This window comes from Microbacterium sp. NPDC055502 (assembly GCF_053643635.1).
On sequence record NZ_JBSHKJ010000001.1, the window covers coordinates 735,439 to 759,129 of the forward strand.

Annotated in this window: 17 protein-coding genes; 9 read left to right on the forward strand and 8 right to left on the reverse strand. The window is 71.6% G+C overall.

Annotated elements, in window-relative coordinates; all coding sequences use genetic code 11:
- Positions 1-2 precede the first annotated feature (2 nt).
- A complete protein-coding gene (locus ACWH95_RS03700) occupies positions 3-1,229 on the reverse strand; it encodes a glycosyltransferase (RefSeq protein WP_136045519.1) in 1,227 nt (408 codons plus the stop codon).
- A gap of 125 nt (positions 1,230-1,354) precedes the next feature.
- Between ACWH95_RS03700 and ACWH95_RS03705 the strand changes: the two genes are divergently transcribed.
- A complete protein-coding gene (locus tag ACWH95_RS03705) occupies positions 1,355-1,942 on the forward strand; it encodes a hypothetical protein (RefSeq protein ID WP_206252422.1) in 588 nt (195 codons plus the stop codon).
- A 35-nt stretch (positions 1,943-1,977) separates the two neighbouring features.
- On the opposite strand, the gene ACWH95_RS03710 is transcribed toward ACWH95_RS03705, so the two are convergent.
- Positions 1,978-2,388: an MmcQ/YjbR family DNA-binding protein gene (locus ACWH95_RS03710; RefSeq protein WP_247637903.1), complete on the reverse strand. Its 411-nt coding sequence runs from the start codon at positions 2,386-2,388 to the stop codon at positions 1,978-1,980.
- Between the two features lie 55 nt (positions 2,389-2,443).
- A complete protein-coding gene (locus ACWH95_RS03715; RefSeq protein ID WP_378802930.1) occupies positions 2,444-5,437 on the reverse strand; it encodes an alpha-mannosidase in 2,994 nt (997 codons plus the stop codon).
- A gap of 133 nt (positions 5,438-5,570) precedes the next feature.
- Here ACWH95_RS03715 and ACWH95_RS03720 point away from each other — a divergent pair, with 133 nt between their 5' ends.
- Positions 5,571-6,596, forward strand: a complete 1,026-nt coding sequence (locus ACWH95_RS03720; protein ID WP_136035143.1) for a LacI family DNA-binding transcriptional regulator — start codon at positions 5,571-5,573, stop codon at positions 6,594-6,596.
- A 19-nt stretch (positions 6,597-6,615) separates the two neighbouring features.
- Here the strand turns inward: ACWH95_RS03720 and ACWH95_RS03725 are convergent, their stop codons facing one another.
- Positions 6,616-7,926 (reverse strand): glycoside hydrolase 5 family protein, encoded by a 1,311-nt coding sequence (locus ACWH95_RS03725; RefSeq protein WP_378802931.1) that lies wholly within the window; start codon positions 7,924-7,926, stop codon positions 6,616-6,618.
- A gap of 233 nt (positions 7,927-8,159) precedes the next feature.
- Between ACWH95_RS03725 and ACWH95_RS03730 the strand changes: the two genes are divergently transcribed.
- From ACWH95_RS03730 to ACWH95_RS03745, 4 genes are read left to right on the forward strand one after another with little or no spacing between them, the layout of a single operon-like run.
- A complete protein-coding gene (locus tag ACWH95_RS03730; RefSeq protein WP_454120193.1) occupies positions 8,160-9,443 on the forward strand; it encodes an ABC transporter substrate-binding protein in 1,284 nt (427 codons plus the stop codon).
- 41 nt (positions 9,444-9,484) lie between these two features.
- Entirely contained in the window at positions 9,485-10,372 is an 888-nt protein-coding gene (locus tag ACWH95_RS03735; RefSeq protein ID WP_136035139.1) for a carbohydrate ABC transporter permease, read from the forward strand.
- A complete protein-coding gene (locus tag ACWH95_RS03740; RefSeq protein WP_136036573.1) occupies positions 10,369-11,298 on the forward strand; it encodes a carbohydrate ABC transporter permease in 930 nt (309 codons plus the stop codon). Before ACWH95_RS03735 ends, ACWH95_RS03740 begins: the two co-directional genes overlap by 4 nt.
- Positions 11,295-14,528 carry a GH92 family glycosyl hydrolase gene (locus ACWH95_RS03745; protein WP_454120194.1) on the forward strand — a complete coding sequence of 1,078 codons (3,234 nt, stop codon included), beginning with the start codon at positions 11,295-11,297 and terminating at the stop codon, positions 14,526-14,528. The genes ACWH95_RS03740 and ACWH95_RS03745 overlap by 4 nt, the downstream gene beginning before the upstream one ends.
- Here the strand turns inward: ACWH95_RS03745 and ACWH95_RS03750 are convergent.
- Positions 14,512-15,717: an endo-beta-N-acetylglucosaminidase H gene (locus ACWH95_RS03750; protein ID WP_247637906.1), complete on the reverse strand. Its 1,206-nt coding sequence runs from the start codon at positions 15,715-15,717 to the stop codon at positions 14,512-14,514. The two genes, ACWH95_RS03745 and ACWH95_RS03750, sit on opposite strands and share 17 nt — an antisense overlap.
- Positions 15,718-15,861: 144 nt before the next feature.
- On the opposite strand from ACWH95_RS03750, the gene ACWH95_RS03755 reads away from it, so the two are divergent.
- Positions 15,862-17,775 carry a heavy metal translocating P-type ATPase gene (locus ACWH95_RS03755; RefSeq protein ID WP_454120195.1) on the forward strand — a complete coding sequence of 638 codons (1,914 nt, stop codon included), beginning with the start codon at positions 15,862-15,864 and terminating at the stop codon, positions 17,773-17,775.
- A 123-nt stretch (positions 17,776-17,898) separates the two neighbouring features.
- Positions 17,899-18,144 (forward strand): hypothetical protein, encoded by a 246-nt coding sequence (locus tag ACWH95_RS03760; protein WP_454120196.1) that lies wholly within the window; start codon positions 17,899-17,901, stop codon positions 18,142-18,144.
- Positions 18,145-18,159: 15 nt separating this feature from the next.
- Here the strand turns inward: ACWH95_RS03760 and ACWH95_RS03765 are convergent, their stop codons facing one another.
- The 3 genes from ACWH95_RS03765 to ACWH95_RS03775 all read right to left on the reverse strand — a co-directional run bounded on the left by ACWH95_RS03765 (position 18,160) and on the right by ACWH95_RS03775 (position 22,418).
- Positions 18,160-19,794 (reverse strand): fucose isomerase, encoded by a 1,635-nt coding sequence (locus ACWH95_RS03765; protein ID WP_454120197.1) that lies wholly within the window; start codon positions 19,792-19,794, stop codon positions 18,160-18,162.
- Positions 19,791-21,308 carry an FGGY-family carbohydrate kinase gene (locus ACWH95_RS03770; protein WP_454120198.1) on the reverse strand — a complete coding sequence of 506 codons (1,518 nt, stop codon included), beginning with the start codon at positions 21,306-21,308 and terminating at the stop codon, positions 19,791-19,793. The genes ACWH95_RS03765 and ACWH95_RS03770 overlap by 4 nt, the downstream gene beginning before the upstream one ends.
- A 123-nt stretch (positions 21,309-21,431) precedes the next feature.
- Positions 21,432-22,418 (reverse strand): LacI family DNA-binding transcriptional regulator, encoded by a 987-nt coding sequence (locus ACWH95_RS03775; protein ID WP_136036300.1) that lies wholly within the window; start codon positions 22,416-22,418, stop codon positions 21,432-21,434.
- 102 nt (positions 22,419-22,520) lie between these two features.
- Here ACWH95_RS03775 and ACWH95_RS03780 point away from each other — a divergent pair, with 102 nt between their 5' ends.
- A complete protein-coding gene (locus ACWH95_RS03780; protein WP_136035122.1) occupies positions 22,521-23,654 on the forward strand; it encodes a glycoside hydrolase family 172 protein in 1,134 nt (377 codons plus the stop codon).
- Positions 23,655-23,691 lie beyond the last annotated feature (37 nt).

The following is a 23,691-nucleotide window of genomic DNA, read 5'->3' on the forward strand; positions in this document are numbered from 1 at the left end:
GGTTACTCCGGCAGCGGCTCGTCGCGGTACAGCGCCTCGAAGGTGTCGAGCGTGCGGTTGATGTCGTGGATCGCGACGCCGTCGAGCGAGGCGTGCTGCATCCGCTCGTACTCGCCCGGCGAGGCGGTGAGGACATCGGTCAGTCGCGCGGCGAGCTCGTCGACGTTGCCCGGCTCGAACAGGTGGCCGTTCTCGCCGTCGTGCACCAGGTGCGGCAGGGCCACCGCGTCCGCGGCGACGATCGGCAGCGCCGACGCCATGGCCTCCATGGTCGCGATCGACTGCAGCTCGGCGATCGATGCGATCACGAACAGGCTCGCGCGCGACAGCAGGGCGCGCAGCTCCTCGTCGGTCGTGCGGCCGTGGAACGTGACCCGGTCGGCGAGACCGAGCTGCGCGGTGAGGCTCTCGAGCTGCTTGCGCTGATCTCCGCCGCCGACGATGTCGAACGTCGTGTTCAACGCGGGGTCGAGCTTCGTCATCGCCTTGAGGATGACCTCGACCTGCTTCTCGGCCGTGAGGCGCCCGACGAACACCAGGCGGTTCTCCTCGCGCGGCGCGATCACCGGCGTGTACTGCGAGCGGTCGATGCCGCAGCTCACCGGGATGACGTTGCGTACCTCGACCGTCTTCTCGAGGAAGTCGGCGGCGCGGCGCGTCGGGGTCGTGATGGCGCGGGTGAGGTCGAACGTGCGCTTCGCATCGGCCCAGGCGAACTTCAGCACCAGGTCGTCGATGAACTTCGGCATGGTCGTGTGATCGAGGATGTTCTCGGCCATCACGTGGTTGGTCGCGATGACCGGGATGCCGCGCTGCTTCGCGATGCGCGCGAGGCCGCGTCCGATCACGATGTGCGACTGGATGTGCACGACGTCGGGCTGCACGCGGTCGAGCACCTTCCGCGCGTAGTGCTTGGAGCGCCACGGCCACACGAAACGCAGCCAGTCGTGCGGGGCCCAGCGCACGGACGGCAGCCGGTGCAGCGTCATCGGCTCGCCCTCGATCACCTCGGTGTGAGGCGCCGAGCGGCGGTACGCCTGGTTAGGGGCGACCACGTGCACGTCGTGTCCGCGCTGGACGAGGCCGGCCGCGAGACGCTCGGCGAAGCGGGCGGCACCGTTGATGTCGGGCGCGAAGGTGTCGCAGCCGATCAGGATCTTCAGCGGGCGGGGGGCTTCGGCGGCGTCGGGGGACGCCTCGGTCGGATCGTCGGAGGGGGTCACAGACATGCTGCCTTACGATGGGGCGGCCAAGGGAAAGCCCTGGTCGGGCGCACGCAACTCTACCCGAGGGCCCTGGCCGGGCCGCCGAGGCATACCGGCATCCGCCCAGCCGGAGCCGTTAGCGTTGGCGCATGCGACTGACTGCCGACGCCGACCCCCAGCTGTGGATCCCCGTCACCGACTCCCTCGGTTGGAAGGGGCGCCGGCACCGGAAGGCCGCGATCCGCATGCTGCTGGGACAGGTGAACGCGGCGGTGGGGGCGACCGAGCGCCCTGGATCGCGCTTCGGCGCGTGGGCCATGAGCCAGGCCGCCCCGATGCTCATGAAGAAGGCCGACGGCCGCGTGCTGGTGTGGACGTGGAAGGCCGAGCCCGAGCTGGTGGTGGCGATGGCGACCGCCCAGGTGCTGACGCCCGATGTGCGCATCGCCCGGGCATCGATGCCCATGGAGTACGACGACACCACCTCGTTCCCGACGCGGCTCGGGGTCGGCGAGAAGCTGGTGGTCGCGATGCCGCCCTCGCCCGCGACGCCCCCGTTCACGACGTACACGTGGGACACCGGCACGCACCTGATCACGCTGACGGCGGTGTGCGCCGACCGGGAGCGCTTCGGCACGCTCGGCACCGCGCTCGACGACCTCGCCCGGAGCATCCGCATCGCCGACGACCTCACCGGCGGCGAGTCGCCCGACGTGCTGCGGCTGCCTCCGGCCTGACACCCTCGACGTCCACCGCCGGGTGCGGGGAGGACTCACGCGAGGCCGTGCGCGGCGAGCCAGTCCTTCGCGACGGAGGCCGGGACACGCGCGAGCCAGGCGTCGGTGACGAGCTCCGCCAGCCGGTCCGCGTCCACCACGTCCAGGCGTACGAGCAGCGCCGGGTAGCCGTCGAAGTGCGGGATCGAGAACAGCGCCTCCGGCTCCGCGGCCAGCAGCGCCTCCTTCTCGCCCTGATCCGCCACGCGCACCGACAGCACCTCGCCGTCGGGCCACTGCCGACCGAGCTCGGCCAGCTGGCGCAGATCGGCGCCGGTCGGGCCGCGCAGCCCCGCGAACTGCCCCTGCGTCACGCGCCACCCGGGCAGACCCGTGTGACCGTTGACGGCCTCGGTGACCCCGGGCAGCCCGAGCGCGATCCGCCGCACGTCGTCGATCGTCGCCATCCCGTCATGCTCCCGCACGCCCCGCCCGCGCACAACGCCCGGGCCCGCGCGGGGGTCAGCGCGCGATGCGGAGGGTGCGCACCTCGAACGGACGCAGGTGCAGCGCTCCACCCGTCCGCGCGTCGTCGAGGTCGTCCTCGATCAGGCTCACCTCGCGCACCTCGCGATGCTCGAAGCCGACCGCCAGCTCGCCCGTGGTCCGACGCCCGAGAGCTTCGTACACGCGCACGATCACGTCGCCCGAGCCGTCGTCGGCGAGCTTGACCGCCGACACCACGATGCCCTCGCCCGACACGCTCACCAGGGGCTCGACCTCGCGGGCACCGCGCACGACGGTGGGCAGCGCGTTGAACCGGATTCCCTCGGCCGTGGCGATCGCGGCGTCCGCGCCGATCACGAAGCCGACCTCGATGGCGTGGTGCCCGTGGTCGGTGTCGGGGTCGGGGAACCGCGGAGCGCGCAGCAGCGAGAGCCGCACGGTCGTGGTCACCCCGTCGTCACCGACCTCGCGCGAGGTGTCGTAGCCGTAGATCGAGTCGTTGACGAGCGCGGCGCCGAAGTCCTGCTCGCGCACCAGCACGAAGCGGTGCATCGAGGTCTCGAACTTCGCGGCCTCCCAGCTCGTGTTCGTGTGGGTGACGCGGGCCTGGTAGCCGAACTGGGTCTCGGCCTCGGTGTGCGACGCCTGGATGTCGAGCGGGAAGGCGAGCTTGAGCAGCTTCTCGGTCTCGTGCCAGTCGACCTCGTTGCGCAGTACCACGGTGCGCGAGTCGGGCGCGAGGAGGATCGTCTGCGTGATCGTCGACTCCGAGAACCGCCGCTCGACCACGATGGTCGCGACGCCGTGCACCACCGAGGCCTCGATCGACGACACCGCGGTGAGGTCCTCGACGCTGTTGCGGTAGTAGCGGTCGATGTCCCACGCGTCCCACATGTTCGGGAAGTCCTGGTGCAGCTGGAACAGGTTCGCGGCCCTGCCCGGCGCGACCGTCTCGCGGCCGGACGCCCTGTCGACCGCCGACACGATGAGGCCCTCCCCCGACACCACGACCGACACGAGCTCGTTCTCCAGGCGCCAGCCGCCGTCCGCGTCGGTGAGCGTCACCGGGCTCGCGGTCGACTCCCCGACGAACGCCGCGCCCAGCGCCCGTCCGCCCGCGAGCGAGGTCGGCTCGAACCGCAGCGCGCGGTCCCCGTCGCCCGCGAGCGACCGCCGGGCCCGATCCGCGATGTCCTGCGCATCGGACAGCACGTCGGAGAGCACGGCGACGGCCTCGCGGTGCACCCAGGCGATCGAGGTGCCGGGGAGGATGTCGTGGAACTCGTGCAGCAGCACGGCCTGCCAGAGCCGGTCGAGCTCCGCCTGCGGGTACGCGGCCCCCGTGCGCACGGCGTCGGTCGCGGCCCACAGCTCCGCCTCGACCAGCGCGTGCTCGGCCCAGCGGTGCAGCGCCTTCGTGGCGTGCTGGCTGGTGAGGGTGCCGCGGTGCAGCTCGAGGTACAGCTCGCCCACCCACACGGCGGGGTGCGGCAGCTCGGCCTTCGCGGCGTCGAAGAAGTCGTCCGGGTGCTCCCAGACGACCTGCGCGCTGCCCTCGAGGTCGCGCAGGCGCGCGGCCTTGCCCGTCATCTCCCGGGTCGTGCCGCCACCGCCGTCACCCCAGCCGACCGGGGCGATCGACCGCGACGTGACGCGGTTCTCCTTGAACTGCCGCGCGGCCTTGGCGACCTCCATGCCGCTGAGCTGCGAGTTGTAGGTGTCCATCGACGGGAAGTGCGTGAACACCTGCGAGCCATCGATGCCCTCCCACAGGAACGAGTGGTGCGGGAAGACGTTCTGCTGGTTCCACGAGATCTTCTGCGTGAAGAACCACTCGAACCCGGCGCGGCGCATGAGCTGCGGCAGCGCGGGCGAGTAGCCGAAGCTGTCGGGCAGCCACACGCCCTTCGACCGGATGCCGAACTCGCGCTCGAAGAAGCGCTGGCCGTGCGAGAACTGCCGCACGAGCGACTCGCCGGTGGGCATGACGGTGTCGGACTCGACCCACATGCCGCCCAGGGGCAGGAAGCGCCCCGCGGCGACCGCGGCTCTGACCCGCTCCCACACCTCGGGGCGGTGCTCCTTGATCCAGGCGTACTGCTGCGCGCTGGACATGCCGTACTGGAACTCGGGCTGCTCCTCGATGAGCGTGGTCATGGACGAGGTGGTGCGGGCGACCTTGCGGATGGTCTCGCGCACGGGCCACAGCCATGCGGAGTCGATGTGCGCGTGGCCGACCGCCGAGATGCGGTGCGCGCTCGCCTCGGCCGGGGCCGCGAGCACGTCGGCGAGTCGGGCGCGGGCGTCGGCGGCCGTCTCGACGATGCGCTGGAGGTCGAGCACGTCGAGGGCGTCGTCGAGCGCCTGGAGGATGCGCATGCGCCGCGGCGAGGTCGCCGGCAGCTCGGCCTGCAGCTCGAACAGCACCTCGATGTCGAGGGACAGGTCGAACACCTCGGGCTCGAACACCGCGAGGTCCATGCGGCGCAGGCGGTACAGCGGCTCCTTCGACGAGGTGAGGATGTCGCCCTCCTGCGTCGGAAGGAAGGGGTGGTAGTCGAGCAGCACCGGGTTCGACGCCCCCTCGAGGTACAGCTCGACGGGCTCGCCGCCGTGGGCGTTCTCGGCGATCGGCACCCACTGGTTGCGCGGGTTGATGCTCTTGATCGGGGTGCCGTCGGGGCGGTACGCGAGGGCCTCGCACTGGAAGCCGGTCATGTTCACGTCGAAGCCGAGGTCGATCAGCGCCTCGACGCGGCGCCCCTTCCAGTCGGCCGGCACGCGCCCCGTGAGCTTGAACCACGTGGTGCCCCACGCCGGGCCCCACAGCGACCCGACCGCGCCCGGCGCGAAGTCGAGCGCCAGCCCCTCGGCCGGCGGGATCGGCTCCCCGGGCAGTTCGTGCAGCTCGACGGTCAGCGGCACGGAGGCCGAGTGGATCGCGGGACGGATCCGTTCCTCCAGCACGCGCTTGACGCGGCCGACGGTGAGCGAGGTGTCGTCATGCATGGCTGTTCTCCGGGCTCGACGGTGAGGGGGCGTTCTGATGCTATCCGATTTACTAAAACGATCTAGCGATTCGAGTCTACGGCACACCCACGACGCTCCCGCGAGGCTAAACCGATCAAGTAGGGTGATGCCTATGGCCTCGGGGAAACGCGTCACGATCGCGGACATCGCGCGTCTGGCCGGCGTCTCCCCCGGGGCCGTCTCCTTCGCCCTGAACGGTCGCCCCGGCGTGAGCGAGGAGACCAGGCAGCGCATCCTCGCGATCATCGAGGAGCACCACTGGCAGCCCAGTTCCGCGGCACGCGCCCTGGTCGGCGCCCGTGCCAACGCGGTCGGCTTCGCACTCGCCCGCCCCGCCCGCTCGCTGGGCTCCGAGGCCTTCTTCACCGATCTGATCGCCGGCATCGAATCGCGGCTGTCGGAGAGCAAGGTCAGCCTGCAGCTGCGCCTGGTCGCCGACATCGACGAGGAGATGGAGGTGCACCGCCAGTGGCGGTCGTCGAATCAGGTCGACGGCATCATCTACATCGATCCGCGCGACGACGACCCGCGCGCGGCGAACATCGCGTCGCTGGACGCCCGCGCCGTGATGATCGGGTCGGAGCCGTCCGCGGAGGGCGACGTGCCGAGCGTCTGGATCGGCGACGAGGAGGTGGCCGAGACGCTGTTCTCCTACCTCGCGGCCCTCGGGCACACCCGCATCGCCTACGTCGCCGGACCCGCCGAGCTCGAGCACACGCGCCTGCGCGCCGAGGTGCTGGAGCGCCTGGCGGCGGACGGCATCGCGGGCGAGGTCATCGCGACCGACTTCTCCCCCGCACGCGCCTCGGCGGTCACGCGCACTCTGCTCTCCGGCAAGCAGCGCCCGACCGCGATCGTCTACGACAACGACGTGATGGCGGTCGCCGGACTCCGCGTCGCCCAGGAGATGGGGCGCACCGTGCCGCGCGACGTGTCCCTCGCCTCCTTCGACGACTCGGTGATCGCCGGGCTCATCAACCCGTCCATCACCGCCATGACGCGCGACACGTTCGAGCTCGGCGAGCAGGCGGCCACCCTCCTGCTGCAGCAGATCGAGGCGGGCGCGACCCTGCCCAGCGTCGCCGGTCCCACCCCCACCCTCACGGCGCGCGAGAGCACGGCGCCGCCCGCGTCCTGACGCGCGCCGACGGATGGTGTCAGGCGTCGACGACGGTGTTGACCGAGCCGTAGCGGCCGACCGCGTCGCCCGCGAGGTCGGGGCGGATCAGCTCACGGATGCCCCGGCCCTCCAGCGCCGCGGGGTCTGCCGCGTCGGCCGAGGTGACCAGGGCCGGATCGAGTCCCGCGGTGCACGCATCGACCCACGCCTGGAACACCGCCCCTCCCGGGCTCAGCGCGGCCCGGCTCACCGGCACGTCGCGCTCGTCCACCTCGACCACGATCCCGGTCGGCCGCGCCGGGGCAGCCGTGCGCGCGCGCAGCTCGGGGATCAGCTCCGCGAACCGCCGGCCGATCGGCTTGGCCGCGCCGGACTGGTCGACCAGGCCGAGCGAATACTCCAGGTCGGGGAAGTCGCCCAGGTCGCGGCTCACGTCGTGGGAGCACCACCACGTGACGCCCCAGAGGTTCTCGGTCCGCGCCGAGGAGCGCAGCGTCGCCTCCAGGAACCCGGGCATCTCGTCGGCCTCCAGACAGTTCGACGGCGCCCCCACCTCCTGCAGCCACACCGGGCGCTGCGGGTCGGTCGCGAACGCCCGCGACAGCTCGATCAGATACTCGGCGTGCCGGTCGGCGGCGACGGAGCGACCGCCGTAGCGCTGCGCCGTGCCGTTGAAGATCCACGAGTGGATCGTGGTCATGGCGCCCAGGCGCGAGGCGTGCGCCGGGGTGAACCCGTGCTCGTCCATGTACCAGACCGCGTCGTACTCGCTGTGCACGTGAGGGAGTCCGGGTGCGGCCTCCCCCGCGGCCGCGAGCAGGGTCTCGATCCACGCCCCGGCCTCGTCGACCGTGACCGGCCACGGCGCGGGGTGCGTGTGCGCCGAGAACTGGTTGACCTCGTTGCCGAGCGTGAGGCCGAGGAAGTTCGGGGCATCGCGCAGCGCCTCCGCGAGCCGCTGCACCAGGGCGACCTGCCCGTCGAGCGCCCTCGGATCGGTGAACATGTTGCGGTCGTGCCAGGTGTACAGCCAGGCGGGCACGAAGTCGAAGCTCGACAGGTGGCCCTGGATCACGTCGACGCCCGCGTCGAGCTCGAACTCGGCGGCGATGTCGACCATCGCCCGCACGTCGTCGAGAGCCTTCGGGCGGATGAGGGTGCGGTTCGGCTGCAGCACGGTCCACAGCGGGAACACGCGCACGTGGTCGAGGCCCAGTTCGGCGAGGGCGGCGAAGTCGCGGCGCACGTCGTCGGGCGTGAAGTCGAGCCAGGAGTGCATCCAGTCCTTCGACGGCGTGTAGTTCGCCCCGAACCTCAGGGGAGCGTCGAGAGCGCCACGCTGCGTCATGTGTTCGCACCTTTCGGACAGAGCCCCCCGACGAGGGCGGATCGCACCACTATAACGCTTGAGCAGCTAGACCGCGGCACGAGATTCCGCTCGCCGCCTGCGCTCCCCGCGCCCTCTCTTGACACCGATGGATTCGGATGGTTTCATCAGCTAAAGCGCTGTAGTCCCGTCCTGTCGGACCCGCGCCGAATCGCCCGCCTCGAGGAAGAAGCACGATGAGAGTTCCCGCACGCATGGCTGCACTGGCAACCTTCACGATCGGCGCCCTCGCGCTCGCCGGCTGCACCGGCGGTGGCGCCGGCGCCGGAGACGCCGGGCCGATCGACACCTCCGGCGACCTGAGCGGCACGATCCAGTTCCAGACCTGGTCGCTCAAGAACGAGAAGTTCACGCCGTACTTCGAAGACCTGATCGACGCGTTCGAGAAGGAGCACCCCGACGTGAAGGTCGAGTGGCTCGACCAGCCCGGCGACGGCTACCAGGAGAAGATCCTCAGCCAGGCCAACGCCGACACCCTGCCCGACGTGCTCAACCTGCCGCCCGACATCGCCTACCCGCTGGTCGCCGCGGGCAAGCTGGTCGACCTCGACACGGCCGACCCCGACCTGAAGTCGGCGTACAACACGGGCGCGTGGGAGGCCTACAGCCAGTACCCGGGCGTCGACGGCACCTATGGTCTGCCGTGGTACCTGTCGAGCGATGCGTCGTGGTGGAACCTGGCCCAGCTCGCCCCCTACGGCGTCACGGAGCAGAACCTGCCGACCACGGTCGACGAGCTGCTCACGCTCGCCACCGACGTGGCCACCGAGTCGGGCGGCAAGGTGCAGCTGCTCTCCTCGATCCCCGCGCTCGACACGTTCACGGCCGCTGGCATGGAGGTCATCAACGACAAGGGCGAGTTCGACTTCAACACCGACGAGGCCGCCGCGATCATCCAGAAGTACGCCGACGCGTACGCCGCGGGCGCCATGCCCGCCGAGGCCCTCACCGGCGACTACGGCGGCAACGCCGAGGCCTACCTCCAGGAGAAGGTCGCCTTCACGACCGGCGGCACCGGCTTCACGACCGATCTGCAGAAGGACGCCCCGTCGCTGCTGGCGAACACCGTCGCCACCCCGCGCCTCGGCATCGCGCCGCTCTACGTGCAGGGCCTGAACGTCTCCGCCGACTCCGACAACAAGGAAGCCGCGCTCGCGTTCGCCGAGTTCGCGACGAACCAGGAGAACCAGGTGGCGTTCTCGTCGCTCGCGGTCGGGACCGCACCCGGAACGGCCGAGGGCGGCGACCAGGTCGTCGAGAACATCGCCTCCTCCGTCACCGACGAGAAGCAGCTCGCCGCGATCGACACGGTGTTCGGCGCGATGAAGGACGCCAAGGCCCTGCCGTTCCAGTGGACGTCGGACATGGCGACCTACATGACGCAGCAGATCGCGCTCGCGGTCAACGGCGAGGCCGACCCGAAGGCCCAGCTCGACAAGATCGTCGAGTACGCCAACGCGAACCGCGTGGACCAGTGACCATGAGCGCGAGCACCGGCACCCGGCAGCGAAGGACGACGATGAGGTCCCACCGGTGGTTCACCCCGTGGCTGCTCCTCGCCCCCGCCGTGATCTGGGTGCTGGTGTTCGCGCTGTGGCCGTTCCTCAACACCGTCGTCCTCAGCTTCACGAACGCCCGCCCGCTGCGCACCCCCGAGTTCGTGGGCGGCGCGAACTACGAGCGCATGTTCGGCGACGAGATGTTCTGGAACGCGCTGACGACGTGCCTCATCTATGTGGTCGTGTGCGTGCCGCTGCTCACGATCCTGCCGCTGCTGCTCGCCCTGCTGGTGCAGAAGAAGCTGCCGGGCATCTCGTTCTTCCGCACCACCTTCTACTTCCCCGTGATCGCCTCGGTCGTGGTGGTCGCCCTCATCTGGACCTGGCTGTTCGACAGTCGCGGCATCATCAACCAGACCCTGGAGTTCCTCGGTCTGATCGACAAGCCGATGGCGTTCCTCGTCGACCGCTGGCTGCTGCTGGGCTGCGCCATCCTGCTCACGGTCTGGAAGGGCCTGGGCTACTACATGGTCGTGTACCTCGCGGCGCTGGGGAACGTGGGCAAGGAGCTGCACGAGGCCGCGATGCTCGACGGTGCCGGCTCGTTCCGTCGCTTCCTCTCGGTGACGATCCCGTCCGTGCGCGGCGCCATGCTCCTCATCTCGGTGCTGATCGCGGTGTCGGCCATGCGCGTGTTCGCCGAGCTCGACGTGCTCTCCAAGAGCACCGGCGGCCCCGGCGGCTACGACATGTCGCTCGTGATGCTGATCCGCCAGGTGGGCTCCGGACTCAACGGCAACATCGGCTACGCCTCCGCGATCAGCGTGGCCCTGTTCCTCCTGACGCTCGTGCCCCTGGCCGCGATCGCGTTCATGAACCGCGAGAAGAAGGCGAAGGTCTCCGCATGACCACGCTCACCCCACCGCGCGCCGACGACCGCGCCGACGACGCCCCGGTCCGCCCCGCGCGCGAGCGCATCTTCCGGCACCGCGGCTCCGGCGACTTCAGCAAGCCGACTCTCGGCGGGCTGATCGGCCGCTACGCGCTGCTGCTCCTGGTGCTCTTCCTGGTGATCGGGCCGTTCGTGTGGCAGCTGTCCACGTCGTTCAAGGGTCCGCAGGAGAACATCTACTCGTTCCCGCCGGAGCTGATCCCGCGCGACCCCACCCTGCAGAACTACACGCGCGTCGCCGACATCGTGCCCGTGTACCTGTACGCGTGGCACTCCCTGCTCGTCTCGCTCGGCACGGTGCTGAGCAACGTGATCCTGGCGACCTTCGCGGGCTACGCGCTGGGCTGCATGCGGTTCCGCGGCAAGTGGATCGTGATGGGCATCCTGCTCTCCACCCTGCTGTTCCCCGGCGAGGTGACCGTGACCAGCAACTTCCTCACCATCCGCGCCCTCGGGCTCGCGGACACGCTGTGGGGCGTGTTCCTGCCCGGAGCGATCAGCGCCATGAACGTGCTGCTCGTGGCCACCGCGTGCCGCATGATCCCGAAGGACGTGCTCGACGCGGCGACCGTCGACGGCGCGACCACGTGGCAGCGCATCCGGCACATCGTGTGGCCCAACATCCGCGGCATGGTGTCGGTCGTCGCGATCTTCGCGTTCATCGGCGCGTGGGACGACTACCTGTGGCCGCTGATCGTGCTCTCCGACCCCGCGAAGTACACGCTCACGGTCGGCATGGCGTACCTGAACAGCAGCTTCTCGGTCGACCCGCGCCTGATCGCCGCGGGCACCATGATCGCCCTCGTGCCGATCATCATCATGTTCTCCTTCACGCAGCGGTTCTTCTTCAAGGGCGTGCAGGAGGGTGCGCTGAAGGGGTGACCGCGGCGCCGTTGACCCCGGCCGCCGGTCCGGCCGATCCCCCGTCGTCGCGCCCGCACGCCGGGGTGCTCCCCGGCGACGTGTTCGCGTTCGCTTTCGATCCCGCCCTGGGGCCGCAGCGGCTGGACGTGCCGGGGCTCTCCGACCTCACCGTCACTCCCGAGACCGTGCTGCACTGGGCGTTCTACGCCGACGGGGCGGACGCGACCCTGGCTCCGCACGCGGCGCTCGCGGTGACGGTGGACGTGCGAACGGCGGACGGGACGCGGCTGAGCGACCACGCCGCCGTCCGCGACCGCTACGACGTGCCGCTCACGCCCGAGGCGCAGTTCGCCGCCCGCTGGAGCCTCCCGGAGCAGTGGAACGCCGATACGGTCGCGCTCGCCCCTCTGTCGACCGGAGGCGCGGTGCGGGTCACGGTCGAGCTGGTGCTGGGCGCGCCGTCGCTCACGGGCGCGGAGGGTCTGCCCGCCCGCGCGACCGGATTCGTGCAGGTCCGTGTGGAGGAACGCCGACCGGCGGACCCCGACCTGCCGCCGGTCGAGCGCGTCGACACCCGCCGCGGCACGCACTCCGGACCGCGGTTCTCGCGCGGCAACACGATCCCGGCGGTGGCGGTGCCGCACGGCTTCACGTTCGTCACGCCGGCGACCGACGCCGCAGACGCCCGCTGGCCGTACCGCCCGTTCGTGCACGACGATCCGCAGGGCCGCCGCCTGGAGGCCCTGCAGTTCTCGCACCAGCCGAGCCCGTGGATCGGTGATCGCTCGGTGCTGCAGCTCATGCCGTTCCTCGGCCGCGCCCGCTCGGAGCGCGCGGCACGGCGACGGTGGATCGTGCCGGGCAGCGAACGGGCGCGCCCCCACGAGTACGCCGCCGACCTCGGCGACGGACTGCACGTGGCGATGACCGCGACCTCGCACGCGGCGGCGTTCCGGGTGGCCGCCGACGACCCCACGGCCACCGTCGGCTTCGTGATCGATCAGCTCGCCGGCGACGGCCGCCTGACCTGGACGGACGACGGCGAGTTCGAGGGCTGGATCCCGGAGGGCGCGGAGGACTGGGGCAACGCGCCCCGCTGCTACTTCGCCGGGGCGACGGTCGGCGCGACCGAGGCGCGCGGCCGGCTCGACGACGACGGGCGCGGGCGCGTCGCCGGGCACCTCGACGGGCGCGGCAGCCTGGAGGTCCGCATCGCGGTGTCGTTCCTGTCGATCGCGCAGGCCCGGCGCAGCCTCGCCCAGGAGGCTCCGCCGTCCCGATCCTTCGAGGAGCTGCGCGCCGCCGCAGCCGCCGCGTGGGACCGCCTGCTCGGCCGCGTGACCCTCCCTCCGCTCGACCCGCGGCAGCGGCCGTACCGCGGTCTCGCCGACGAGGAGCATCGCGCCCGGATCGCGGCGGCCCTGCACCGCATGCACCTGTACCCGAACACGGCGGGCGAGAACGCGGGCACCACCACCGCGCCCGACCACCGCTTCGCCGACGTGTTCGCGCCGCGCGCGCCGTTCGGGGAGACCGAGACCAGTGCGCCCGTGGCCGAGGGCGAGCTCGTGGTGAACAACGGCTACTGGGACACCTACCGCACGGAGTGGCCCGCGCTGGCGCTGCTCGACCCCGCCCTGACGGGGCAGCTGCTGGACGGCCAGCTCGCCCAGTTCCGGCGGGGCGGGTGGATGGCGCGGTGGAGCGCCCCGGGGTACGTCGACAGCATGGTGGGCACGTCGAGCGACCAGATCTTCGCCGACGCCGCGCGCTGGGGTGTGGCGTTCGACCGGGAGGCCGCGTTCGAGAGCGGCTGGCGCCACGCGTGCGAGCCGGGGCCGGACGCCCGTCGCGGCCGCAAGGGCATCGGTCGCGGGCGCTTCACCGGGTACATCTCCTCCGACGTGCCGGAGGGCATGAGCTGGAGCATCGAGAACGCCGTGAGCGACGCGGCCCTCGGGCGGTTCGCGCGGCAGCTCGCCGATGACGCCGCCACCGCCACGGACGCCGCCCGCTACCGCGCGTTCGCCCGCTACCTCGCCAACCGCGCCCGGTCGTACCGCACCCTGTTCGATCCCGACTCGGGATTCTTCCGCGGCCGCGACGCGCACGGGGCGTTCGCGCCCGGCTTCGACCCCCGGGTGTGGGGTGGCGACAACGTGGAGACCAACGCGTGGGGGATGTCGGTCGGCGCGGTGCACGACGGCCCCGCGCTCGCGACGCTGTACGGCGGCCCCGCCGGGCTCGGCCGCCACCTCGACGCGCTGTTCGCCGAGCCGGAGACCGCCGACGAACGCTTCGGCGGCGCCTACGGCACGGTCATCCACGAGCAGCGGGAGGCCCGCGCGCTGCGCTCCGGCATGTGCGCGATCTCGAACCAGCCCGCCCACCACATCCCCTTCCTGTATGCGTTCACCGACCGCCCGTGGGCGGGCGCTGCGATCGTGAACGACCTCGCGGGGCGTCTGTTCGCCGGCGCGCACATCGGGCAGGGCTTCCCCGGCGACGAGGACAACGGCGAGATGAGCGCCTGGTGGCTGTGGGCGGCGCTGGGCCTGTATCCGCTCGAGCTCGCCTCCGGGCGGCTGCGCATCGGCTCCCCGCTGTTCGACGACGTCCGCGTCGATCGCGGTGACGGGTCGACGCTGCGGATCCGCGTGCAGCGGAGCGAGCCGGGCGCCCACGTGCTCCGGTCGGCGCTGCTCGACGGCGACCCCCTCCTCACGGCCGACCTGCCCGTGGAACGACTGACCGGCGATGCGGTGCTCGACCTGACCTTCACGCTCGACCCCGCGGAGGCGCTGGAGGCCGCAGCGCCCGACGTCGCCGTCGAGCCGTGGCACCCGGACCTGACCTCGGAGGCGGGCGACCCGATCGCCTCCCAGGGCCTCGACCACGCGGCGCGACTGTTCGATGACGGCGACCCCGCGGGGGCCGACGGCGTGAGCCTGCGGGCGGGCGAGTGGGTGGGGTGGCGCTTCCCCGCGGCGCGCGACATCACCGACGTGAGCGTGACCGCGGTCACCGCGACGCCCGCGGCCGGGTGGCACTGGGAGGTCGAGCGGGCGGACGGCGGGTGGGAGCGGGTGGCCGCGACCCATGCCGAGGCGCTGCGGCCGGATCGCACGACCCCGTTCACCCTGGCCGCACGGACCGTGACCCCGGCGATCCGCCTGTGCGCGGACGCCGAGGTCACGATCCGTCAGCTCGAGCTGTTCGCCCTCGCGCCGGTCACTTCGTCAGCGTGAACGTCACCTCGGTGCTGTTGCCGGCGACGTCGACCACCTGCAGCGTGTTGGCCCCGAGGACGGCACCGAGCACGCCGGGCTTCAGCACGTCGAGGTCGCGGGACTCCCCGTTCTCCAGGTCGGTCGGCACGCCGTTCAGCACGATCCGGTCGATGAGCCCCTCGTCGTGCAGCCGGAAGCTCACCCGCTTGTAGCCGTCGTCCTTCTGCTTGGTGAACTGCGCGCCGCTCTTGAACGTCACGGTGGGCGCGGTCGTGTCTGCCGGAGGCGCCTGGAAGACCGTGGCCTCTCCCTTCAGCGCCTGCGTGATCCCGGACAGGTAGGCGGACTGGTCGGTCGCCGTGAGGTTGTAGGCGACGTAGACGCCGTACCCGTCGGCGACCGTGCGCTGCGCGAAGTCTGCCGCGGTGGCGGCGCTCGTGTTCGACAGGTCGATCGCCGCGGCGCCGAGCCGCGCGCGATCGTCCAGGCCCGGCACGGTCGGGGCGTCGTACGTCGGGTAGTACGGGTTCCAGGCGTGGTCGAGCACCCCGTCGACGTCGAACTGCGTGAAGTCGGTGGTGGTGTACGACGGGCCGATCGCGTAGAGCGTGATGAGCTTGTCGGGGCCGAGCCGGTCGCGCAGCGCGGTCGCCAGCCACCCGAACGACTGGGTATTGGGCTGCGGTGTGCCGTTGGCGCCGTACTCCGTCCACTCGTCGTCGAAGTCGATGCCGTCGAGGCCGTACGTGGTCACCGCGTCCGCGAGCTGCGCGGCGAAGGCGTCGGCGGCGGCGAACGAGGTGAAGTTCGCGAACCCGGCCCCCTGGTGGTTGCCGAGCACGGAGAGCAGCACCTTCGTGCCCTGCGCCTGCAGCGGCCGGATCTGGTTCTCCGCATCCTGCAGGGTCTCGGTCACCCGCTCGTTCAAGTGCAGGTACGCCTGCTGGCCGTCGTAGTTGATGTTCGCGGCGAAGATCATCGCGAGATCCACGGCGGGGCGACCCGAATCGGCCAGGGTGTAGTCGGCGACGTTCGCTAAATCGTTCGAGTTGACCTCGACGTAGACCGCCAGCTTCGCCTCGTCGACGGTGGCGTCCGCAGCGGCCGGGCCCGTCGCGGCGACCGCGGTGAGGGCCACCGCAGCGGCGGAGAGGGCGGCCGTGAAGGCGCGCCGATGGCGGTGACTTCTGGATGAGGACGGATACATGGGGGTTCGTCTCCTTCGGCATCGTTGTCGAGCGCGAGCCGCATCGGCACGACTCGCGGCCGACTATATCGCTTAAGTTCTGCGGGTGAAAGAGTGGACGATCCGCCCTTGGCCGCCGCCGCCGTTCCGCGGGATGCTGGGGGCATGCGTTCGCTCAGTCTGCTGTGGCGGTATCCGGTCATCACCCTCACCGTGCTGGCGTTCGCCCTGGTGGGCGTGCTGCACGCGGTCGATCAGCAGCAGGTCGGGCGCTGGATCGCGACGGTGTACGTCGCCGCGGTCGTGGTGTGGACCCTGATCGGGATGGTGCGCGACGTGCTCCGCGGCCACGTCGGCCTCGACATCCTCGCAGTCGTGGCGATGGTCGCGACGCTCGCCGTCGGCGAGTACATCGCGGCGCTCATCATCGTGCTGATGCTGTCGGGCGGGGAGGCGCTGGAGGACTTCGCCGGCCGCCGCGCCCGCCGCGACCTGTCGGCCCTGCTCGACCGGTCGCCGCGCATCGCCCACGTGCTGCACGACCCCGGCGACGCGCAGTCGGACGAGGCGCACGACGTGCCGGTCGACGAGGTCGCGGTCGGTGATGTGCTGCTGGTGCGTCCGGCCGAGATCGTGCCGGTCGACGGCACGCTGCTGACGACCGAGGGCGAGTTCGACGAGTCCTCGCTCACCGGTGAGAGCCTGCCGGTCTCGCGACACGCGGGCGAGGAGGTGCTGTCCGGCGCGATCAACGGCAGCCGGGCGATCCGCCTCCGCGCCCTGCGCACCGGAGCCGACAGCCAGTACCAGCAGATCGTCGCCCTCGTGCATCAGGCCGAGTCCTCGCACGCGCCCATCGTCCGTCTCGCCGACCGGTTCGCGATCCCCTTCACGGCCGTCGCGCTCGTCCTGGCCGGCACCGCGTGGGCGCTGTCGGGCGATGCGACGCGCTTCGCGGAGGTGCTCGTGCTCGCCACCCCGTGCCCGCTGCTGATCGCGGCACCCGTGGCGTTCCTCGGCGGCCTGTCCCGGGCCGCGAAGTCGGGCGTGATCATGAAGAGCGGGGCCGTGGTCGAGCAGATCGCGCGCGTCCGGTCGGCCGCGTTCGACAAGACCGGCACGCTCACGCAGGGCCGCCCGGAGCTGGTCGAGGTGCGACCGGCGCCCGGCTTCGACGCGGACGAGGTGCTGCAGCTCGCCGCCTCGGCCGAGCAGTACTCGTCGCACGTGCTGGCCGCGGGCATCCGCACCGCCGCCGAGGCGCGGGGGCTGCCCCTCGAGGCGGCCGCGGAGGCGAGCGAGACCGCAACCAACGGCGTCTCCGCGACGATCCGGGGCCGCACGGTCGTGGTCGGCAAGCCCGCCTACGTCGCGTCGCTGGCGCCCGATACCGTGCGCGCCGAGCTGGGCACGGGCGAGGCGGCCGCCTACGTCGCGGTGGACGGACGCTTCGCCGGAGCGCTCCTGCTCGCCGATGCGGCGCGGCCGGAGGCCGCCGCGGTCGTCTCGTGGCTGCGGCTGCACGAGGTGGAACGGGTCGCGATGCTCACCGGCGACGTGCGGTCGACGGCGGAGTCGGTGGCGCACCAGCTGGGCATCGAGGAGGTCCACGCCGAACTGCTCCCGCCGGAGAAGGTGCGGCTCGCGGCCGAGCTCGAACCCCGGCCCGTGCTGATGGTCGGCGACGGCGTCAACGACGCCCCGGTGCTCGCGGCGGCCGACATCGGCATCGCGATGGGCGCCAAGGGGGCGACCGCGGCGGGCGACGCGGCCGACGTGGTGATCCTCGTCGACTCGCTCGCGAAGGTCGTGGACGCGGTCGCCATCGGCCGGCACACCCTGCGCGTCGCGCTCACGGCGATCTGGATCGGCATCGGGTTGAGCGTCGGGCTCATGATCGTGGCGATGACGGGCCTGATCCCCGCGGTCGCCGGGGCGCTCGTGCAGGAGCTCGTCGACCTCGCCACGATCCTCTACGCCCTTCGCGCGCTGAGCGGTCCGCCGAGCGGACTGCGCCCCGGCGCCGGCGGCACGGGTGCGGACGCGGTCCCTGCGGTCGCCGTGACGCCCGGCCGCTGACCGGCGCGCCCACCCCTCCTCCACGACGCCGTCCGACGACGGTCACCGCACTGATGGGGTCTTCGCGCACGGGTGCCTGCGGAATACCGTGACACCGTGGACGTCCTGGCAGACACTGGAGGCATGCCCGTGAACGACCCGCAGATCTGGACGCTGCTCGGCGTCTTCGCCGCCGTGATGCTCGGCGGGATGACCCTCATGACGACGCAGCTCAGTCGTGTCATCCGCTCCGAGGTCGGTCGCGTCGAAGGCACCCTCTCGGCCCGCATCGACGGGATCGACGCCCGCCTCGGTCGGATCGAGTCGAAGGTGGAAGACCTCGACAAGGAGCTCACGAACCTCGCCGTGCGGTTCTGGCGCTCGCAGTGACGCCCCGCGCCCGGCTCAGACGCGCACGTCCCCCACGAGGTTCACCCGGATCCCCATCCCGTCGAACATGGCGGCCTTCGCGATGAGGGCCCGGTCTGCGGTCTCGGCGTCGGGCGCATAGACGAGCTGCGCGTGGTTGGCCTTGTGCCGCGCCATGAACTGGTCGCGCGAGATGCCGTGCAGCACCACGTGGGCGATCGGCCACTCCGGGTTGGTGGCGTCCTTGCGGCGCTGCGTCTCCTCCTCCGGCAGCTCGACGACCGAGGCGCGGAAGATGTCGGCCTGCAGCACACCGTCCGCGATGAACACGCGCGACAGCACGACCTCGCCGGGCTTCGAGACGCCGTTGATGGTGGCGCCGCCCGCGGGGAAGAACACGTGGCCCTGGCGCCAGCCCTCCGCGTGCTCCCAGCCGCCGAGGTGCGAGGCGGGCACGGAGCCCGAGATCTCGTACACCCACACGAACTGCCCGTCGAAGTCCTCGCCCCAGCGCACGTCGTGCAGCGTGTTGTCGGGCACGAGGCCCATCGCCCGCCAGACCCGGTCGGTCACGAGTGCGTCGACCGCGACGCCCTCGTCGGCCTCGTTGAAGTGCGGGAACGCGCGGCCCTCGTGCAGCACGCGGGCGCCGTCGCGCGACATGACCGGCGGGCGCTCCGTGGTGTTGAGGATGCCCTCGGCGAGGTCGGACGCGGGCACCAGGTCTTTGAGACCCTGCTGGTACTGGATGCCGACGGCGTCGAGCCCGAAGTCGTCGGCGATGCGGAGCGCGGCGATGTACATCTTGAGCTGCCACTGCACCTGCTCGCGCGTGAGCTCGGTCGCGGCGTCGTCGCCGTAGCGGAAGGTCATGCCGTGGTCGATCAGCCAGTCGTACGCGGCGTCGGCCTCGTCCTCCGTCACGGTCAGCATTTCGGCGTACAGCGCCGACTGCGACAGCCGCTCCTTGTAGATGCCGGTGTGGTTGAGCAGTTCGTCGTCGAAGATCGCGTTGTACATGCCCATGCAGCCCTCGTCGAACACGCCGATGATGGCCTTGTCGGCGCGCAGCTGCGCGGCCAGGGCCTCACCGAGCTGCTTCTCCGGGCTGTCCGGCAACGCGGGCAGCGGACGCACGTGCGACTGGTCGTGCGTGATCGCGCCGGTCTCGGTCCACTCGCGGATGCCGTCGATGAACCAGTCGTCGGTGTAGTCGACCGACCAGGTGGTGGCGTAGGGCTTGCCCATCTTCGTGAGCCCGGCGTTCAGGCCGAGCAGACCGACCAGCCCCGGCCAGTCACCGGCGAAGTTGGCGACCGTGAGGATCGGGCCCTCGTGCGTGCGCAGCCCGGCGAGCACGTGGTGCGAGTACTGCCAGTTGGCGATCGCGACCACCAGCGGGGCATCGGTCGGGATGTCGCGGAACACCTCGAGGCCCATGCGCTGGCTGGAGATGAAGCCGTGACCGGTCTCGGGGTCGACGCCGAACGGCCGGATCACCTCCCAGCCGAGGTCGTTCAGCACGCCCGTCACACCCGCTTCGAGCTCCACCTGGGTCGGCCACCCGGCGACGTTCGCCGACTCGCGCAGATCGCCCGAGGTGATGAGGTACGCGGTCTTCGGTGCCGCGGTCGGGCGCGCGGCGGGCGCGGGCAGGGTGTACGTGGTCATGGTGCCTCCGGGGTCGGGGTGGTCGGGGTCGCGTCGCGCTGGTCCGCGGCGAGGTCGTGGACGACGGACGTGGTCCCCTCGTACAGCCGCACGTAGCGGTCGAACAGGGCGTCGTAGAAGGGGCGCAGCGCCGCGTCGGGCCGCACGGTCTCGGCGATCGGGTTCCAGGCGTCGATGGCGGGAGCGGCACCCGGGGCCGCGGTGGCTCCGGCGGCGAGGAACGCGGCGCCGTAGCTCGCGCCGATGGTCGTCTCGGGCACCTCCTGCACGAGTCCCGTGACGTCGGACACGATCTGGAGCCACAGGCGCCCCTGGGTGCCGCCGCCGACCGCGACGATGCGGCGGATGTCGGCGCCGGCGGCCCGCATGGTCTCGACGTTGTGGCGCACGCCGAGTGCCGTGGCCTCGAGCGCCGCGCGGTACAGGTCGCCGCGGGTGTGCTCCAGCGTGAGGCCGGCGATCACGCCCCGCGCATCCGGGTCCTGGATGGGCGTGCGCTCGCCCGCGAAGTACGGCAGCATCAGGAGCCCGCGGGCGCCGGGGCCGGACGTGGCGGCCTCGCCGAGCAGCTCCGGGTAGTCCGCGCCGGTGAGGTCCTTCAGCCAGGCGGTGAGCGCGCCGGAGGTCGAGAGCCCGCCGGCGAGGTTGCGCGTGCCGGCGAAGGCACCGGCGGTCGTCCACATCGAGGGCGTGCGCAGGATCTCGGCGCCGGTCGCGACGAGGAACATCGTGGTGCCGTACATCAGCATCAGGTCGCCGAGCTCGTGCGCGCCCACGCTGACGGCCTCGGTCCAGGCGTCGATGGTGCCGGTGACCACGGGGGTGCCGGCGGGGATGCCGGTGGCGGCGGCGGCCGCGTCGGTCACGGTGCCCGCCACGTCGCCCGCCCACCGCAGCTCCGGGGCCTCGATCGTGCCCGCGTAGCGCTGCCACCACGGCTCGTGCCAGCGCTCGTGCTCGATGTCGTACAGGGGCGACACCTGGCTGGCGGACTGGTGGTCGAGCACGTAGGCGCCGGTCAGCCTGCGGGCGAGCCAGGACGCGGGCATGTAGAGGCGGCGGGCGCGCGACCACGCCTCGGGTTCCTCGTCGGCGACCCAGGCGATCTTGGGGCCGCCGGCCTGCGACGTGAGCGTCGAGCCGCCCACGCGGGTGATGTCTTCGTCGCCCAGCTCCGCGGTCATCCGTGCGATCTGCGCGGTGGAGCGGGTGTCGACGCCGTAGAGGATGGCGGGGCGGACGGGGTGGTCGTGCTCGTCGGCGAGCAGGATGCAGGGACCCATGCCGCTGACGCCGACCCCGGCCACCTCGGCTTCCGGCACTGCGGCCAGGAGCTCACGGGCCAGGCCGACGAACTCGTCCCACCAGACGTCGCCGTCCATCTCGACCCAGCCGGTGCGGGGGCGGCTCACCTCGTGCGCGCGCGTCGCGGTCGCGAGGATCGTCCCCGCCTCGTCGACGAGCACGCCCTTGCTGCTGGACGTGCCGATGTCGACACCGATGGTGCAGCGCATGGTCCTCCTCGACGCAGGGCGGCCGGTGATCCGACCTTTCGCCATGGTAAGCGAAATCGATTTCAAGCCGCAAGCCGACGCGTGAGACTTTCACCGAAAGAGCCCCGCCCGCCCACAGGGGCGTCAGGCGCGGGGCGTGCTCGCGGACTGCACCTCGTTGCGCAGCACCACCGTGCGCGCGGGCTGGGTGTCGCCCTTGATCCGCTCCAGCAGCATGCGCGCCGCCGTGACCCCCATGTGCCGCGCCGGGAGCCGGACGACGGTGACCGCCGTGGGCGAGAGCGTGGTGAAGGGCAGCGATCCGATCACCGCGACCCCGACCGCGGGCGGCGTGAGCCCCCGCTCGGTGAGCACCTGCAGGGCGCCGACGCCGATGAGGTTGTTGCCCGCGACCACCGCGTCGGGCGGCTCGGGCAGCGCCAGCAGCTCCTCCATGGCCGCGCGGCCGCCGTCGACCCGGAACGTCGCGAAGCGCACGAGCTCGTCCAGGTCGAGGTCGGGCTCTGCGGCGGAGAGCGCGGAGCGCCAGCCGGCCGCGCGCTCGGCCGCGGTGTCGATGTGCTCGGGCCCGCCGATGTAGGCGATGCGGCGATAGCCCGCGGCGATGAGGTCTTGCGTGGCGGAGGTGCCGGCGGCCCGGTTGGCCATCACCACGCCATCGATGTCGTACGTGGTGCTGCGGTCGACCGCGACGACGGGGCGCCCGGTGGCGAGGATGCCGCTCAGATCGCTGTGCTCGTCGGCGGTCGCGATGATGACGCCCGACATGTGCTCGGCGATCGCGATGCGGAGGTACGTGGCCTCCTTCTCCAGCTGGGCGTCGGAGTTGCACAGCACCACCGAGTACCCGGCCTCGGAGGCGACGTCTTCCACGCCGCGCGCCATCTCGGTGAAGTACGGGTTCTCGATGTCGGGGATGACGAGCGCGATGACCTCGGAGCTCTGGGTGCGCAGGGTGCGGGCCGCGCGGTTCGGCGTGAAGTGCAGCTGGGCGGCGGCCTCGCGCACCGCGGCCACCTTCTCCTCCGAGACGCTCGTGCCGTTGAACACGCGGGAGACCGTCGCGGGCGAGACGCCCGCGAGCTCCGCGACGTCGTAGATCGTGGCCATGCACCCTCACTGCCTGTCCGGTGACCCCGGACGTGAAGCAACAGTATCGCGCGCTCGCGAGGTCTCTGGTGCATCGATCTGAAATCGATTACATTGGCGGCCATGACGCCTGCCCCCTCCTCTCTGTCCACGCTCGCAGCGCTGCGCACCGTGCAGACCCGGTCCATCTCCCCCGAGAACTTCGACGGCTCGCCGGGCGGCGGCGGCCGCGCCACCGAGGGCACCGGTGCGGCGAGCGCGCGCGACCTCGGCCCCGGCTGGAAGATCTCCCCCAGCGTCGACATCCCGGCCGGAGAGACCTTCGAGCTCGCCGCGATCGAGGGTCCGGGCAAGATCACCCACATCTGGATCACCACCCACACCGACAACTGGCGCACCCTGCTGCTGCGCGCGTACTGGGACGGCGCCGCGGAGCCCGCGGTCGAGGTGCCCTACGGCGACTTCTTCTGCAACGGATGGGGCGTGTTCGCCCAGGTGAACTCGCAGACCATCGCCGCGAACCCGCACGGCGGCTTCAACTCCTACTGGCCGATGCCGTTCCGCGACGGCGCCCGGCTCACGCTCGAGAACACGTCAACCGTCGACGTGCGCGTCTACTACCAGGTGACCTACGAGGTCGGGGGCGATCACTCCGACGACGCCTACTTCCACGCGCAGTGGCGGCGCTCGAACCCGCTGGAGGACCGCACCCCGCACGTCCTGCTGGAGGGCATCGAGGGGCGCGGGCAGTACGTCGGCACCTACATCGCGTGGGGCGTGAACTCCAACGGCTGGTGGGGTGAGGGCGAGATCAAGTTCTACCTCGACGACGACACCGACCACCCCACGATCTGCGGCACCGGCACCGAAGACTACTTCGGCGGCGCGTGGAACTTCGACATCCCCGGCCAGGGCTACACCGCCTTCTCCACCCCGTATCTGGGGATGCCGCAGGTGATCCGGCCCGACGGCCTCTACGTGTCGCAGCAGCGCTTCGGCATGTACCGCTGGCACGTGCTCGACCCGATCCACTTCGCCAGCGGCATCCCGCGGGTCGACATCCAGGCGCTCGGCTGGCGCAGCGGATGGCGATACCTGCCGCTGCGGGACGACATCGCCTCCACCGCGCTGTTCTACCTCGACCGGCCGACCGCGCGCCGCCCGCGCACACCGAGCGCCGACGACCTGGAGGTGCACCTGGGCAGCGCAGCCGTGCCCGACATCGGCGCCTCCCCGTCGCGCCCGCCGCAGGGCTGACACCGAGCACGACGAAGGGCGCCCGCTTCCCGCGGGC